7 protein-coding genes are annotated in these 17,544 nt (G+C 62.7%); all 7 read right to left on the reverse strand.

Annotation, left to right across the window (positions count from 1 at the left end; translation table 11 throughout):
- The coding region (locus ASU23_RS13655) for a non-ribosomal peptide synthetase (protein WP_156423162.1) at window positions 1-11,168 on the reverse strand (11,168 nt) is incomplete at its 3' end.
- Between the two features lie 457 nt (window positions 11,169-11,625).
- The gene (locus ASU23_RS13660; protein WP_039973146.1) at window positions 11,626-12,231 is read right to left on the reverse strand and encodes a 3-oxoacid CoA-transferase subunit B; all 606 of its coding nucleotides are present in this window, start codon (window positions 12,229-12,231) and stop codon (window positions 11,626-11,628) included.
- A 41-nt stretch (window positions 12,232-12,272) separates the two neighbouring features.
- Window positions 12,273-13,028 (reverse strand): CoA transferase subunit A, encoded by a 756-nt coding sequence (locus ASU23_RS13665; protein WP_007730192.1) that lies wholly within the window; start codon window positions 13,026-13,028, stop codon window positions 12,273-12,275.
- Window positions 13,029-13,031: 3 nt separating this feature from the next.
- Window positions 13,032-13,859, reverse strand: a complete 828-nt coding sequence (locus tag ASU23_RS13670) for a CoA ester lyase (RefSeq protein ID WP_003942031.1) — start codon at window positions 13,857-13,859, stop codon at window positions 13,032-13,034.
- Entirely contained in the window at window positions 13,856-14,344 is a 489-nt protein-coding gene (locus tag ASU23_RS13675) for a MaoC family dehydratase (protein ID WP_003942078.1), read from the reverse strand. Before ASU23_RS13675 ends, ASU23_RS13670 begins: the two co-directional genes overlap by 4 nt.
- Window positions 14,341-15,504: an acyl-CoA dehydrogenase family protein gene (locus tag ASU23_RS13680; RefSeq protein ID WP_007730190.1), complete on the reverse strand. Its 1,164-nt coding sequence runs from the start codon at window positions 15,502-15,504 to the stop codon at window positions 14,341-14,343. Before ASU23_RS13680 ends, ASU23_RS13675 begins: the two co-directional genes overlap by 4 nt.
- Window positions 15,504-17,543: an acetyl/propionyl/methylcrotonyl-CoA carboxylase subunit alpha gene (locus ASU23_RS13685; protein WP_058038173.1), complete on the reverse strand. Its 2,040-nt coding sequence runs from the start codon at window positions 17,541-17,543 to the stop codon at window positions 15,504-15,506. The genes ASU23_RS13680 and ASU23_RS13685 overlap by 1 nt, the downstream gene beginning before the upstream one ends.
- Window position 17,544: the final 1 nt, after the last annotated feature.

Consider the following 17,544-nt stretch of genomic DNA (forward strand, 5'->3'; position numbering starts at 1 on the left):
ACAAGATCCGCCGACCGCGGCAACGCCACCGCCACCAACGACTCCGGACCACAACCCTGAGCAATCAACCTGCGCGCCAAACGATTAGCCCGCACCGACAACTCACCATACGACAACGACGCGCCACCGAACCGCACCGCAACCCGATCACCAAACCGCGCAGCAGCATCATCGAACCACGCCGACAACGTCGAATCCACACCACGATCGATCTGGCCGGCACTGAAGCGGGACAGCAGGTTTCGTTCTCCATCGACCAAGATGTCAACGTCACCCACCGCTACGGTGGGATCAGCAGTCACCGCACGGAAGGTCCTTACCAGCCGATCACCGAATTCCACAACGGTCGACTCGTCGAACAGATCCGTCGCATACGTCAAAGAGGCGGACATTCCGGCGGGTGCGCCGGCCTCGTCGGTTCGTTCGGTCAGGGTCAACTGGAGGTCGAATTTCGCCAGCGCAAGATCGGCACTTTCGATCGACACTTCGAGGTCGCCCAGTTCGAGCGTTGTCTGTTCGTGGTTCTGGAACGTCAATGCCACCTGGAACAGCGGATGACGAGCCTGCGAACGAACCGGATCGAGAACCTCCACCACACGCTCGAACGGAACATCCGCATGCGCGAACGCCTGTAGATCCACTTCACGCGCCGACGCCAACAGATCCGTGAACGACATCGACGGATCAACCTCGGTACGCAACACCAAAGTGTTGACGAACATACCGATCAGATCGTCGAGCTGCGCCTCACCGCGACCCGCGATCGGTGTACCGATCGCGATGTCGGTCGTTGCGGACAAACGAGAAAGTACGACGGCGAGCGCTGCGTGAACAACCATGAATGGTGTCGAGTTACTGCTGTGCGCAATCGAATTGACAGCTTCGTGCAGGGTGGCGTCGATATCGAACTCGACCTCGGCTCCGCGCCCTGAAGCGACCTCGGGACGCGGACGATCGGCAGGCAGATCCAACTGCTCCGGAAGATCAGCCAACGCATCCGACCAGAACGCAATCTGCTTCGCGATCACGGACCGCGGATCGTCCTCGGACCCGAGAACCTCACGCTGCCACAACGAGTAATCGGCGTACTGCACCGGCAACGGCGTCCAAGCCGGCACCGACGCTCGTGTACGTGCTTCGTAGGCAACCATCACGTCACGGGTCAACGGACCCATCGAGAAACCGTCGGTCGAGATGTGATGCACGACGAACACCAGAACGTATTCGCTGTCGCCGACTTTGAAAAGCTTGGCGCGCAACGGGACTTCGGACGTCACGTCGAAGCCGACTGTCGCCAGCTCGGCGACGCCCGCAGCCAGGCGATCTTCCGTGATCGACACGGGGCTGAGATCGACGACAACGTCTTGGACGTCGAGGACGTCCTGATAGCCGACGCCGTCGACGTCTGGATACACAGTTCGCAGTGATTCGTGTCGGCCCACGACATCGATCACGGCGGCGTCAAGAGCTGCCACATCGAGGGCGCCCGAAATCCTGATCGCCGCCGGGACGTTGTTCACTGCCGACGCGGGTTCGAACCTGTTCAGGAACCACATGCGCTGCTGTGCCAACGAAAGTGGGATCCGAGCTGGCCGGGGCTGCTGCACCAGTGGGGCGGTGGCGCCCGAACCGGCGTGCAGCTCGAGCCGGACGGCGAGTGACTGCACGGTCGACGCTTCGAAGAGCGCACGAACCGGAACGCTTGTGTCGAGCGCCTCTCCCAGCCGAGCGGCGACACGGGTCGCGATCAACGAGTTGCCGCCGAGTTCGAAGAAATCGTCGTCGCGGCCAACCTGTGCGACTCCGAGAACTTCGGAGAACACCTGCGCGACAGTCTCTTCGACGGTCGTGATCGGCGCCTGGTACACCTTGGACTCGAACACGGGCGAGGGCAGAGCCTTGATGTCCGTCTTGCCCGCGGTGGTCAACGGAATCGAATCGAGTACCAGTACCGAGTCGGGGACCATGTAGCCGGTCAGGAACGTCGACACCGACTCGATGACCTGTGCGGGATCCACCTCGGCGCCGGCCTGCGGCACGACGTATGCAACGAGACGATCTCCGAAGTGATCGTCGGAACGAACGAGAGCAACAGCTTGCGCAACGCCCGCGCAACGGGTCAGCGCGGCCTCGATCTCGCCGAGTTCGATACGGAACCCACGGATCTTGACCTGGAAGTCACTGCGGCCCACGTACTCCACTGCGCCACCGTCGATCCACCGGACCACGTCACCCGTGCGGTACAACCGCTCTCCCGGCGCCCCGAACGGGTCTGCGACAAAACGACCCGCTGTCAATGCCGGCTGTCCCAGGTATCCACGAGCGACCTGAACACCCGACACGTACAACTCACCTGCGACACCAACCGGAACGGGCTGCAAGCGGCCGTCCAAGATCCGCGCGGCCATTCCCCGAATCGGGCCGCCGATGTTCATACGATCAAACGCGGTCAGCGTATCGCTGATGTTCGAGGCGACTGTCGACTCCGTCGGACCGTACGCATTGAAGAATCCACGCACACCGCCATCCGGAAGCGGCACCGCCCACTTGGCAACGAGAGACCGCGAACTGGCTTCGCCACCGACGACAACCACCCGCAACGCGTCGAGCCCGCTCGGATCCACTGATGCCAGCGCAGCGGGCGTCACGAACGCATGCGTCACGCCCTCCGAGCGCAAGATCTCGGCCAATTCCGCGCCGCCGTACACCGTCGTCGGCGCAATCACCATCGTCGATGCTGCTCCGAATGCCATCAGCAACTCGAGAACAGAAGCATCGAAACTCGGCGAGGCGAAATGCAGCGTCCGAGCATCCGCGGTCAGCGCATAGCGCTCGACCTGCTCGGCGCAGAAGTTCGCCACACCCGCATTGGTGACCACAACGCCCTTGGGCAGACCCGTGGTGCCCGAGGTGTAAATGACGTAAGCAGGCTGCCGCTCGTCGATCGCACTGCGTCGATCCGAATCACTTACCGGCGCGCAAGATTCTGCCGCGCACGCTGCCACTGTCCTCTCGTCGTCGAGAACAACCCACGTCAACGCCGACGGCAATCCTGCCTCGACGTCACTGAGCGCAAGACCCAGCACCGCACCGGAATCGGAGATCATGTGGGCGATACGGTCAACCGGATACGTCGGGTCGACGGGCACGAATGCAGCACCCGTTTTCACCACCGCCCACAGAGCGAGAACTGAATCGGCCGAACGCGGAATCGCGATCGCGACCCGATCCTCCGGCCCGACGCCCTTCGCAATCAGAACACGAGCGAGTCGCGACGACCGCTCGTCGAGTTCGCGGTAGCTGATCGACTGACCGTCGAAGCGAATCGCATCCGCCGACGGATCCAAAGCGGCCGCCGCTGTGAGGATCTCGACCAGGGTTCCCGAGACCGACTGACCTCCGTGAACATCGGCCAGCACATCCCGCTCGGCCGCATCGAGAATATCGATGTCACCGACGACAATCGAAGGAACCGACACGACAGTCTCGAGGATACGAACCAGACGCCGAGCAAACCCCTCGACCGTCGAAACGTCGAACAGATCTGCAGCAAACGTGAATTCGGCCGAGAGCCCTTGCTGGATCCCGTCTTCGCCGATCGACTCTGTCACTGCGAGTTCGAGGTCGAACTTGGCAGTGGTCGTGTCGATTTCGGCGGCCTTGATCGCCAGTCCCGGCAGTTCCAATGCCGTTTGTGCGAGATTCTGCAAGGACAGCACAACCTGGAAGAGCGGATGTCTGGCCTGCGACCGGGCGGGAGCCAAGACGTCCACCAACCGCTCGAAGGGCACGTCCGAGTGAGCGAACGCTCCGAGCGCGGAATCACTCGCCGCAGCCAGCAGATCTGTGAATGCCTGGGCCTGGTCGACCTCGGTGCGCAGAACAAGCGTGTTGACGAACATGCCGACGAGATCGTCGAGCGCCTCGTCCCCGCGACCGGCAACGGGAGTGCCCACGGCGATGTCCGAGGTCCCGCTCAGTCGGGCCATCAGAACGGCAAGCGCCGAGTGCAACGCCATGAAGAGCGTCGCGTTGTTCTCCCGTGCCAGCGCGTCCAATCGACGGTGCACATCCCCGGAGATCTCGAACGCAAATCGCTCGCCGCGCATCGACGCCACATCAGGCCGAGACCGGTCCGACGGAAGCTCGATCACATCCGGTAGGTCTGCCAGAGTCTCGGTCCAGTACGAGATCTGCTGCGAGATCAGTGATTCCGAGTCCTCTTCCGACCCCAGAACCTCACGCTGCCACAACGAATAGTCGGCGTACTGCACAGTCAACGGCTGCCACGCCGGCGCGATCCCGTTCTTGCGTGCCGAGTAGGCAATCATGACATCGCGAGCCAGGGGCGCCATCGACCAACCGTCAGCGGCGATGTGATGAACCACGATCGCGAGGGTGTGCTCGGTGTCGCTGACCGTCAACAGGCGGACACGGATCGGCACATCGACAGTGACGTCGATCGCTGAGGATCCGATTGCAGCGACTCGACTTTCGAGCTCGTCCGGATCCGAAACCGACTCCACGGTCAGTCCACCGAATGCCTCCGAAAGCGACAGAATCGACTGCTTCGGTCCGGAAGCCCCGTCCGGATATACCGTTCGGAGCACTTCATGCCGGGCCAGTACGTCCTCGAGCGCAGTTTCCATCGCGGCAGTATCGAGATGACCAGTCAGGTGCAGAGCAAAAGTGATGTTGTAAGCAGCTGAGTCGGTATCGAAGCGGTTCAGGAACCACATGCGCTGCTGCGCCAGCGACAACGGAATTTCCGCGGGACGCACCTGTGCGACGAGCGCCTTCTGCCCGCCGCTACCTACGTGCGACTCGATGTGTGCGGCGAGCGCCTCGACGGTGGAAACGTCGAATAGCGTTCGCACTGGCACCGTCGTGTCGAGCGCCCGCCCCAATCGGGAGGTGACCTGAGTAGCCACCAGGGAGTTGCCACCGAGTTCAAAGAAGTCGTCGTCGAGGCCGACTCGTTCCACTCCGAGAACATCTGCAATCACCTGCGCGACAATCTCTTCCACCGGCGTGGTGGGTGCACGAAACTCGCGGACCTCGAAAACAGGCTCCGGCAAAGCCCGGCGATCCAATTTGCCCACCGGGGTCAACGGAACCTCAGCGAGTTCCATGATGACGGACGGAACCATGTAGCTCGGCAGAGCCTCCGCCACGAACGAGGCGAGCACGTCCCGATCGAAACTCGACCCGTCAGCCAGTTCGACGTAGGAAACGAGGGTTGTGACACCCGCCGCGCCTTCGCTTCCGACCGTCACCGCGAAGCGCACAGACTCGTGCGAGGACAGAACTGCGTCGATCTCACCGAGTTCGATACGGAATCCGCGAACCTTGACCTGGAAGTCACTGCGGCCGACGTATTCGAGAACCCCCGCGTCACCGCGCGCGTCTCCGCCGGTCCAGCGCACGACATCGCCGGTCCGGTACATTCGCTCGCCATCCGGCGAATACGGGTTGGCGACAAACCGTTCCGCAGAAAGGCCTCGCCGCTCATGGTAGCCGCGAGCCAATGCAGCGCCCGCAAAGTAGAGCTCTCCCCTGGTACCGACTGGAACAGGATGCAGACGCTCGTCGAGTACCAGTGCCGACATTCCCTCGACGGGACGCCCGATGTCGATCGATCGGCCGATCGCGAGATCGCCGAACGACGAGATGATAGTGGTCTCGGTCGGACCATACCCATTGAAGTAGGCGCGCCCTGGGGCCCATTTCGCCAGCAACTCGGGAGTGGTCACGTCACCGCCGACGGAGACGACTCGCAATTCAGGCAGCTCTGCCGGCTCCATGGTCCCGAGTACTGCGGGAGTGATGATCGCGTGTGTGACCTTCTCGGAATGAAAAAGATCCGACAACTCGTGTCCACCGATAATTGTCGACGGAACGATCACCAAAGTTGCACCCGCGGAGAAGGCGACCATCCATTCGAGTACCGACGGGTCGAAGCTCGGTGAACAGATATGGAGGAAGCGCGAGGACTGTTCTACCCCGTAGCGACGCTGTGCTGCGTCTCTGACGCCACGGAGTCCACCGTGAGTGACGCTGACACCCTTCGGTTTTCCCGTGGAACCGGATGTGTAAATGACATATGCAACGTGAGAACTGTGAATCGGAGCGATTCGGTCCTCGTCCGTGACCGGCGCTGAAGATTGCGCCGACAGTTCTCCGTTCAGCGCCTGGCCGTCAAGGACCAACCATTCTGTGACCGCAGGAAGCTGATCTACGAACTGTCCCGACGTGAGTCCGATCGCGGCCGAAGAATCGGCCAGCATGTGCCGGACACGATCTTCCTGATAACTCGGGTCGACTGGGACGTATGCCGCCCCTGACTTCGCCACCGCCCATACTGCACAGACCATCTCGTACGAGCGAGGAAAGGCGAGAGCAACAATGGTCTCGGGGCCGGCGCCACGTCCGATCAGAACCCGAGCGAGCTTCGACGACTGCTCATCGAGCTCTCGATAGGTGATCGATCGACCCTCGAAGCGCACAGCAACCGAATCCGCCTCAGCCGTGCCGGACAGGAAGATGTCGACGAGACTCTGCCGGGGCATCGTGTCATCCGCGGCTACGACCGTCAGATCGGTGCGCTCGGAGCGTGAGAGCAGGTCGATATCGCCGACGATCGTTTCAGGTCGGGTAGCCACGGCATCGAGGATGCGCACGAACCGAGTAGCGAAAGTGTTCACCGTGGCCGGATCGAACAGGTCCGTGGCATAGGTGAAGGTGGCGCTCAAGACGTCCGAGTCTTCGCTGCCTTCAGGATTCTCGGACACCATGAGCTCGAGATCGAATTTGGCGACCGGCACTTCCAATTCAGCTGCAACTGCTTTGACACCTGAGAATTCCAGTTCGCGTCGTCCACTGATCTCCGCAGTGAGCGCAACCTGGAACAGCGGGTGACGAGCCTGCGAACGCGCCGGACTCAGGACTTCGACCAACCGCTCGAACGGCACATCGGCATGCCCGTAGGCAGACAAGCCCGATTCCCTTACCCGAGCGAGCAACTCTTCGAATCGTTCGTTCGGATCGACCTCGGTGCGAAGCACCAGGGTGTTCACGAACATGCCGATCACGTCGTTGAGCGCTTGATCGCCTCGCCCGCCGATCGGGGCACCGATCGCGATGTCGGAGGTACCACTGAGCCGGCTCAACAGCGTTGCATATGCCGCCTGCAACACCATGAACAGCGAGACGCTCCTCGAGCGCGCCAACTCGTTCAACTTGCGCGTCGTGCGTTCGCTGATCTGAAAATGGTGCTTGGCACCGTGATTGGACGCGATGGCAGGACGAGGTCGGTCGGTCGGCAGATCCAACTGATCCGGCAGATCGGCAAGTGCCCGGCGCCAGAAGTTGATCTGGCGAGACGACTCCGAGCGCGGGTCTTCGTCGGATCCCAGTGCTTCGCGCTGCCACAGGGCGTAGTCGGCGTACTGAATCGGCAGCGGCGTCCACGCCGGCGCAGACTTCTCACTTCGCGCCGAGTAGGCGACGAGAAGGTCACGTGCGAGCGGACGGAACGACAGTCCGTCTGCAGCGATGTGATGGAGAACCATCACCAGGACGTAGTCCGTCGGAGACACCTCGAAGAGGGCAACCCGTACCGGGATTTCGAGCGTCACGTCGAAGCCGCGAGATGCCACGTCGAACAGCGCCGCGTCGAGATGCGAATTCCGAATCTTGACCGGATTCAACTCCACCGCGGCCCGGTCGACCGGCAGAACCAGCTGTTGCGCGGTTCCGTCGACATCAGGGTAGATCGTCCGCAAGGACTCGTGTCGCTCGAGAAGATCCATCACCGCGGCATGCAGGGCGGACGGGTCCACCGAACCGGTGAGCCGGACCGTGAACGGAAGATTGTAGGCGGGCGTCGACGGATCGAGACGGTTGATGAACCACATGCGCTGCTGCGCAAGCGAGAGCGGGACGACCTCGGGACGAGGCTTGGCGATCAGCGGGGTGAGCTGCCTGGCGTTGCCCGCCACCGACTCGGCGCGGGCCGCCAGGGTGGCGACCGTGGTGGATTCGAAGAGCTCTCGAACGCCGAGTTGCACTCCCAATGCCGAACCCACTCGCGTCACTAATTGTGTTGCAACCAGAGAGTTTCCACCGAGCTCGAAGAAGTCGTCATCGATACCGACGCGCTCGACACCGAGAACGTCGGCAAACACGTCCGCCACGATGCGTTCGATTTCGGTGCGGGGCTCGCGGTACTGCTTCGCACTCGCGAACACCGGCTCGGGCAACCCGGCACGATCCAATTTGCCACTCGTGTTGAGCGGCAACGCATCGAGCACCATCAACGCGGCCGGAACCATGTACGACGGGAGGCTTCGGCCGGCGAACTCACTGAGCACCGCAGCATCGATGTTTCGGCCTGGACCCGGCACGACGTAGCCGACCAATTGATCACCGGTCGGGGTGACGGTCACCAAAACGACAGCCTGCGAAACGTCGGGGTGCGCCAGAAGGACGGTCTCGATCTCGCCGAGTTCGATGCGCTGCCCGCGGAACTTCACCTGGAAGTCTGTACGCCCGATGTAGTCGAGATTTCCGTCCTCACGGCGACGAACGAGGTCGCCGGTCCGGTACATACGCTCACCGGCCGTGCCGTACGGATTGGCTACGAACCGATCCGAGCTCAGGTCCGGTCGACCAACGTATCCGCGCGCGAGTTGAACGCCGGCGAGATAGAGCTCACCCGGCTGCCCGATGGGGGTCGGGCGAAGTTGCCCGTCCAGTACGTGCGCCTGAGTGTTCCACTGCGGCATACCGATCGGCACGGAAGTAGTATCCGTGGCCACGGCCTCGTAGTACGTGACCGATACCGCGGCTTCGGTCGGACCGTACAGGTTGTGCAGTCCGGCTCCACAGAGTTCGCGGAAGGCGGAAGACGTCTCGGGCGGGAGCGCCTCGCCGATGACAAACACGTGGCGCAACGAATCACAAGATCCGGCAGGTGCATTCGCAGTGAACAGCGTGAGCATGGATGGCACGAAGTCGGTGATCGTGACGCCGAGCTCCGCGATCTTGTTCGCCACGTAGATCGGGTCTCGATGACCGTCCGGAGTCGCGACGACGAGCGTGGCGCCGACCTGCAACGGCATGAAAAATCCCCACAGCGACACGTCGAATGTCGTAGCGGTCTTCTGCAGGTAGATGTCCGACGCCGAAAGCCCGTACTCGGCGTTCATCCACTGAAGCTGATTGTTGATCGCCGCGTGAGTGACCGCGACACCCTTGGGTCGACCGGTCGAACCCGAGGTGTAGATCACGTACGCAGTGTTCGAGAAATGCAAGGGAGACAGGCGATCCGCGTTGACGATCGGCCTGCTGTCGAGCTGCCCATAGTCCAGTGTGTCGATCTCGATGACCCGTGTGCCCGAGGGCAGATCCACGTCGTCCCGCGCAGTGGTCACAACACACGTGGGCTGCGCCGACTCGAGAATGTAGGCGGTGCGGTCGGCTGGGTGGTCGGGATCCACCGGTACCCAGGCTCCGCCGGCCTTGGCAATCGCGTACAGACCGACCATCAAGTCCAAAGACCTGCGGATCGACAGTCCTACAAGCGATTCGGGCCCAACACCCATGGCGATGAGTTGACGAGCCAAACCATTTGCGCGAGAGTCGAATTCGGCGTACGTGAGGCTGGCGCCTTCGAAAATGACAGCGGTGGCATCGGGAGTTCTCTCGACCTGACGCTCGAATGCTTCGGTGATGGTCTGCGAGGCAACGTGGAAGCCGGTGCGGTTCCACAAGGCAACCTTGTTTCGCTCCTCGTCGGTTGCGACAGGAAGATCCCAGACCTTGCGGCTCGTTTCGGCCGAGACGAACTTCTCGAGAAACTCTACGAACCGCGAGTGATTTCGCTGGGCGTCCGCGGGCGCGTACAGATTGGGATTCGACTCGAAGTCGATGTGTGTGCGGGTATCGCCGACGCTCTGATACAGGTTGACACCGAGGTCTTCGATCAAACCCGTGGACAAGATGTGAAGTTCGCCGACGAGGGGCCCGAACGCCAACTCGGTGGAAAACATCATGATGTTGATCCACGGGCCGAAGAATCCGCCCCGGCCCGGCCCGTCACCGCCGCGAACCATGTCCTCGTGTCGGTATCGCTGGTGGCGCAGTGCGCCGGACATTTCGTTCCTGACATCGTCCAGAAGCTCCTGGACGGTGGTGTCCGCGGTGACGGTCAGGCGCAGCGGCACGACGTTGGAGACCATGCCTCCGGATCGACGCAGCACGGCTGTTGTTCGACCGGAAACGGGCAGACTCAGCGACACGTCCTCTCGTCCGGTCATCTGAGCGAGGTACGCCGCAAACGCCGCGACGACAGTGCCGGCAACAGTGGTCTTCTCGATGCGCTCGAGGAACCGCCCGAGCAGAGCCTCGACGTGGTTGGACAGCGCTGCACTGTCGATCCGACTGACTGGAGCCGGCGCGGCACTTCGACCCGCGAGGCTCGAGATCTCGTCGAGATTCTCGATCTTGTCTGCCCAGTACTTGCGATCGGTTTCGAAACGACTCGACTGGCGGTACTTGTTGTCCACCTCGTAGACGTTCCGGAGATCGGAGGCCTCACTCGGCTCCGGATCCCGGCCCTCCACGCGCGCCGAGTACAGCTCCGCCACACGAGTGACGAACGTCGACGCACCGAAACCGTCGAGAATTGTGTGGTGGACCCGTGTGTACCAGTAGTAGCGATTCTCGCCGAGCCGCAGGATCGTGGCAGAGATCAAGCGGTCCGTGAGCATGTCGATCGGCCGGCTGCGATCTGCTCGCATCCACCGCATGGCAGCGTCGTGCGAGTCGTCTTCACTACGAAGGTCGACGTAACCGACCGAATCATCGAGTGCGGGGTCGATGATCTGGTAAGGCTGGGCGTCGATCTCGAAGATCCGGACGAAGGCCGACCCGATTTCGCGACCGGCGTCTGCGCAGGCCTGCCGAAGGGCGTCAAGTTCCAGAGCACCACGGAGTTCGACGTACTGAGCGATGTTGACCGGAACGGCGGGATCGAGGTGTTGCGCGAACCACATACCGAGCTGGGCCGCGGAAAGCGGGAATGCGTCGGATCGCTGAACGTCTTCCGGCGAGCTGCCGACCTCCGGCTTGCCGCTCCCCAGTTCTCCGTTACCCAGCGAATTCACGCCCACAGCCTCTCTTCCACACCATTGCGCACCCGTGCGAGCCGAACGTCCGATTCGCAGCAGCTACCGACCTCATCCAACCTCGACGAGCCAGAACCACCCATTGTCTCCGATACATAGGTGACAAGAGAAATCCATACCCCGGTGTATCGACGGTTTTGTTGCAATTCGTTACAAATCGCCCAGCTCATCTACCCCCCGATCGCATTGCCGAAACGCACCGTTCAGACGCGGCGCGCGACACCTCTCCCCCTGGGACAATCAATTGCAACCGACGATCTACACCCCAATCCACATCAGTCACCTCGGACAATTTACAGGGCCGCCGGGTACTGGGTGTCTGAGCTCGAACAAGATTCGACAGTCGCTGATCGAGACTATCGGTACTCGCCGACAGACCGACGAAAGAACGCGCCGACCAGCGGTCGGCGCGTTCTTCGATTTACGGTACGAAGCTTCAGGAAAAGCCCACACCAGTCACACTCTTCAGGTGCTCGCTGCTGACCCCTGGAGCCAGCTCCACAAGCTGCAGCCCGTCCGCGGTGACGTCCAGCACTGCCAGGTCGGTGATGATCCGGTTGACGACGCTCTGACCGGTAAGCGGCAGCGTGCAGGCCTCGACGATCTTGGGATTGCCGTCGCGGTCGGTGTGCTCCATCACGACGATGACGCGGCGGGCACCGTGGACCAGATCCATCGCCCCGCCCATACCCTTCACCATCTTGCCCGGCACCATCCAGTTGGCAAGGTCACCGGTCTTCGACACCTGCATCCCGCCGAGCACCGCGGTGTCGATGTGACCACCGCGGATCATGCCGAAGGAGAGAGCCGAGTCGAAGAACGCGGCGCCTGAATTGACGGTGACGGTTTCTTTACCGGCATTGATGAGGTCGGCATCGACCTGATCATCGGTCGGATACGGTCCGGTACCGAGGATGCCGTTCTCGCTGTGGAGGACCACCTTGACGCCCTCGGGCAGGTAACTGGGGATCAGAGTCGGCAGGCCGATGCCGAGGTTGACGTACTCCCCCGGCCGCATCTCGGCGGCAGCGCGAGCGGCCATCTCGTGGCGAGTCCAACCGATACGGGTTTCCTCTGCACTGGTCACTTGGTGCCTCCTGAGACGGTCCGCTTCTCGATCCGCTTCTCCTGTGGGCCTGTGTGCACGACCCGCGCGACGAACACTCCAGGTAGGTGCACGTGTGCGGGGTCGATGTCGCCCGGCTCGACGAGGTTCTCCACCTGCGCGATGGTGATCCGGCCGGCCATGGCAGCAAGCGGGTTGAAGTTCATCGCCGTCTTGTTGAAGACGAGATTTCCTTCGGTGTCGCCGTAGTCCGCGTGCACGAGCGCGAAGTCAGCGGTGATCGCCTCTTCCAATACATACGTGCGGCCACCGAACACTGCCGTCGCCTTCGGTGGCGACGCCACGGCGATCGAACCGTCCGGGTTGTATCGCCACGGCAAGCCGCCCTCGGCGATCGGGGTGCCGACGCCGGCCGGAGTGTAGAACGCCGGGATGCCGGTACCGCCTGCTCGCAGCCGCTCGGCCAGCGTCCCCTGCGGCGTCAACTCCACTTCGAGCTCACCGGCGAGATACTGGCGCGCGAACTCCTTGTTCTCCCCCACGTACGACGCCGTCACCCTGGCGATCCGGTGCGCGCCGAGCAGAATGCCGAGACCGTAGTCGTCGACACCGCAGTTGTTGGAGAACACCTCGAGATCGGTGGCGTCGCCGTCGGCGATCGCCGCGATCAGTGCGTCGGGAATACCGCACAGCCCGAAGCCGCCCACTGCGAGCCTGGATCCGCTCGCGATGTCGGCAACTGCCTCAGCTGCCGTATTCACGACTTTGCTCATCCGTTAGTTCTCCTTCTGCTGAAAGATTCCGGCTCGGTGAAGAAGCTTCTCGGCGTGACGGAGAACGGGAGCGTCGACCATCTTGCCCTCGAACGCGAACACACCACGTTCAGTAGACACCGCGGCAAGCACTCGTGTGGCCCAGTCGATCTCTTTTTCCGAAGGTGCGAAGGCCCCGCGGATGACCTCGACCTGACTCGGATGGATCGCAACCTTCACGTCGAAGCCGACTGCGACGGCATCAGCGGACTCGACGCCCAGGCCGACGAGGTCCTTGATGTCGAGGTACACGGAATCGACAGCCAACCGGCCGTAGCTCTTCGCGGCCAGGAGAGACGTCGATCGGACGTGCTTGGCAACGTCGCGGTACGAACCGTTCGGGTGCCTGCTCGAGTTGCCGCCGAGACCGGCAACAAGATCCTCGGCTCCCCACATGACACCGATGGCGTTCGCAGCAAGCGCGATGTCGGCCACGGCGAGGGCTCCTCGCGGGGACTCGACGAGCGCAACCACGTCCGCCGGTGCGAGCGAGAGGACGTCCTCGGCCGATTCGCACTTGGACAGCATGAGACGCGAATAGTGTGTGCCGTCCAGCGCGATCAGATCGAGTTCGTGATCAGGCGTACCGACCGGATTGACGCGCACGACCGTCCGCTCCGGATCGAGAGGCGTGTCGATCAGGGCTGCACGTGCGGCTTCCTTGTCGGCCGGAGCCACACCGTCTTCGAGATCGAGGATCACGACGTCGGCAACAGCCGCGGCCTTCGCATAGCGCTCGGGACGATCCGCCGGGCAGAACAACCACGCCGGCCCCGGCGGTGTCCACGTCATGAGGACACCTCTGCCGGACGCAGTTGCACCAGTGTCTTGCGCGTGGCCAGTGCGACGACGTCACCGTGCTGGTTACGCCCGGTGTGCACGAGGGTCACGATGCCTTCACCTGGACGGCTCTTCGACTCGCGCTTGTCCGCGATGAGCGTCTCGGCATACAAGGTGTCGCCGTGAAAGAGCGGCTTCGGGAAGCTGATCTCGGAGAAACCGAGGTTCGCCACGATGGTGCCCTGCGTCAACTGCGCGACGGACAGGCCGACGATGGTCGACAGGGTAAACATCGAATTGACCAGCCGCACACCGAATTGAGTGTCCTCGCTGTACGCGGCATCGAGATGCAACGCCTGCGTGTTCATGGTCAAAGTCGTGAACAGGACGTTGTCAGCCTCGGTCACCGTCCGGCCTGGGCGATGCTCGTAGATCGCGCCGACCTCGAACTCCTCGAACCAGAGCCCGCGCTGAGTGATCTTCTTGGGGTTCGTCACAGCCCTGCCTCACGAGCGATGAGCATCAACTGCACCTCGGTCGTTCCCTCACCGATTTCGAGGATCTTGCTGTCACGGTAGTGGCGCGCGACGGCGTACTCGTTCATGAAGCCGTATCCGCCGTGGATCTGCGTGGCGTCACGGGCGTTGTCCATGGCAGCTTCGGAGGAAATCAGCTTGGCGATGGACGCCTGCTTCTTGAACGGCTTGCCCGACAACATGAGTGCGGCCGCGTCGTAGTACGCGGTACGTGCGACGTGGGCACGAGCCTCCATACGCGCGATCTTGAACGCGATGGCCTGGTTGTGTCCGATGGGGCGACCGAACGCCTCGCGCTCCTTGGCGTACTTGATCGACTCGTCGACGCAGCCCTGGGCGGCACCGACGCTCAACGCGGAGATGGCGATGCGGCCTTCGTCGAGGATGCGCAGGAAGTTCGCGTAGCCGCGGCCGCGCTCACCGAGCAGATTCTCTTCGGGGACACGAACATCGGCGAACGTGAGCGGATGGGTGTCGGATGCGTTCCAACCGACTTTGTTGTACGCCGGTTCGGCCGTGAAGCCGGGCGTCGTGGTCGGCACGAGGATCGTCGAGATCTCCTTCTTGCCGCCGTCCTTGACACCCGTGACCGCGGTGACCGTCACGAGCTTGGTGATGTCGGTGCCCGAGTTGGTGATGAACTGCTTGTTGCCGTTGATGATCCACTCACCGCTGTCGAACTTCGCGGTGGTCTTGGTTCCGCCGGCGTCGCTACCCGCACCGGGTTCGGTCAGGCCGAAGGCAGCCAACGACTTGCCGCTGGTGAGCTGCGGAAGCCACTCCTGCTTCTGTGCCTCGTTACCGAAACGGTAGATCGGCATGGCACCAAGGGACACACCAGCTTCGAGAGTGATCGCGACGCTCTGGTCGACCTTGCCCAGCTCTTCGAGCGCCAGGCAGAGTGCGAAGTAGTCGCCGCCCATTCCGCCGTACTCCTCGGGAAACGGCAGGCCGAACAGTCCCATGTCGGCCATCCCGGCCACTACCTCGTATGGGAAGGTGTGGTTGGCGTCGTGCTCGGCAGCAACCGGTGCCACTACGGTCTTCGCGAAATCCGCAACCGTCTTGGCGAGCTGCTGGTATTCGTCCGGAAGCGCTCCGGTGGCAAGGTAATCGGACATCAGGCGTCTTCCTTCTGCGTCGTGTTCTCGGTCTTTACTTCTGCAGTCTCTTCGTCCGCGACAGGTACCACGCGGGCCAGAACCTGATCCACCATCACCTGATCGCCCTGACGGACAAGCACTTCCACGATCCCGTCGATCGGGGACGTCAAGGAGTGCTCCATCTTCATGGCCTCGACCACGACGAGTGGTTGTCCCGCGCTCACTGCCGCGCCGTTCTCGACGTTGACTGCGATGACGGCACCGGGCATGGGGCTGGCGATTTCGGCGTCACCGGCATGCTTGTCCTCACCGCGAACGCTGACTTCGGCTACCTCGCGCACGTGCCAGGTTCCGCCGCCTGCCAGCCACAGACCGCCATCGGTCTGGGCGACGACAAACGTGCGTCGACGTCCGTCGATCACCACCGCCAGTTCGGATCCCGTCAGGGTCGCGCTGAATGCGCGAGGCTGTGAACCTTCGACCTCGACCTTTGCATCCGCGGGAACGCCGACGATCGCAACGTGCGACGTTCGGGTGCCGGCGGCGAGCCTGATGCTGGTCGGAGCGGGAGTTCCGACGCGCCACCCACTCGGGACGTCCCAGGGATCAACGGATTCCGAAGTTGTCCATCGCGAGAGCCAGCGATACGCCGCGGCAGCAATGAGCACCTCGTCGGAGGCGTCGGCTGCGACAAAGTCTTCGACGCGACGATCGAGCAGACCGGTGTCGAGGTTGCCCGCGATCACATCCGGATCAGCGAGGAGGAACCGTGCGAATTCGATGTTGGTCACGACTCCGAGCACTGCGGTGTCACCGAGTGCGCGATCGAGCTTGCGCAGTGCGCCCGCGCGGTCGGGAGCGTGGGCGATGACCTTGCTGAGCATCGGGTCGTAGTCACTGCCGACGACGGTGCCCGCGAGCAGTCCGGAATCGACGCGCACGCCGGAACCTGACGGCTCGACCAGATCGACGACGCTGCCGCCGGTCGGCAGGAATCCACGGCCCGGATCCTCCGCGTACACACGAGCTTCGATGGCGTGCCCGGTCAGCGTGATGTCACTCTGGGAGAAGGCCAACTTCTCCCCTGCTGCCACACGGACCTGCCATTCGACCAGATCCAGTCCGGTCACCATTTCGGTGACGGGATGCTCGACCTGGAGGCGGGTGTTCATCTCCATGAAGAAGAACTCGTCCGGCTTGTCGGCGGAGACGATGAACTCCACGGTGCCGGCGCCGGTGTAATCGACGCTTCGAGCGGTGTTGCACGCTGCCGCGCCGATCCGGTCACGGGTCACCTGATCGAGCAGCGGCGATGGAGCCTCTTCGATGACCTTCTGATGACGCCGCTGCAGGCTGCATTCGCGCTCACCGAGGTGAACGACGTTGCCGTGCTGGTCGGCGAGAACCTGGACCTCGATGTGCCGGGGCCGCAGGACGAATCGCTCGAGGAACAGGGTGTCGTCGCCGAACGACGACGCGGCCTCACGGCGGGCACTGCGAAGAGCCTCGGCCAGATTGGCCGGATCCTCGACCAGACGCATTCCCTTGCCGCCTCCGCCGGCCGAAGGCTTGACCAACACCGGGTAGCCGATGTCCTCGGCCGCTGCGATCAGTTCTTCGTCGGTCAGATTGGGGCGAGCGATACCCGGGACCACCGGCACGTCGAACGCGGCAACGGCGTTCTTCGCGGTGATCTTGTCACCCATCACCTCGATGGCGTGCTCGGAGGGGCCGAGGAAGGCGATTCCGGCAGCCGCACAGGCAGCCGAGAACGCCGAGTTCTCCGACAGGAAGCCGTAACCGGGGTGAATACCCTGAGCACCGGTGGACTTGGCAGCGTCGATGACCTTGTCGATGACGAGGTAGCTTTCACGCGCCGCGGCCGGTCCGATGTTGACGGCAGTGTCGGCCTCGCGGACGTGGCGAGCATTCGCGTCGGCGTCGCTGTAGACGGCGACGCTGCGAATTCCCAACTCACGCAACGTGCGGATCACGCGAACCGCGATCTCACCGCGGTTGGCCACGAGAACAGTATCGATAGTGCGCAACTCAGTCATT

Origin of the sequence: Rhodococcus sp. KB6 (genome assembly GCF_001445685.1) — a bacterium.
In the GTDB taxonomy this organism is placed as follows: Bacteria; Actinomycetota; Actinomycetes; order Mycobacteriales; family Mycobacteriaceae; genus Rhodococcus_F; species Rhodococcus_F qingshengii.

Bases quoted from the DNA above. Each gene is read 5' to 3' on its own strand.
- ASU23_RS13670 (WP_003942031.1), bottom strand. From the start codon at position 13,859: ATGACGTGGACACCGCCGGGGCCGGCGTGGTTGTTCTGCCCGGCGGAT.
- ASU23_RS13665 (WP_007730192.1), bottom strand. From the start codon at position 13,028: ATGAGCAAAGTCGTGAATACGGCAGCTGAGGCAGTTGCCGACATCGCG.
- ASU23_RS13685 (WP_058038173.1), bottom strand. From the start codon at position 17,543: ATGACTGAGTTGCGCACTATCGATACTGTTCTCGTGGCCAACCGCGGT.
- ASU23_RS13680 (WP_007730190.1), bottom strand. From the start codon at position 15,504: ATGTCCGATTACCTTGCCACCGGAGCGCTTCCGGACGAATACCAGCAG.
- ASU23_RS13660 (WP_039973146.1), bottom strand. From the start codon at position 12,231: ATGGCCGCTCGCGCTGCCGCCGAGATGCGGCCGGGGGAGTACGTCAAC.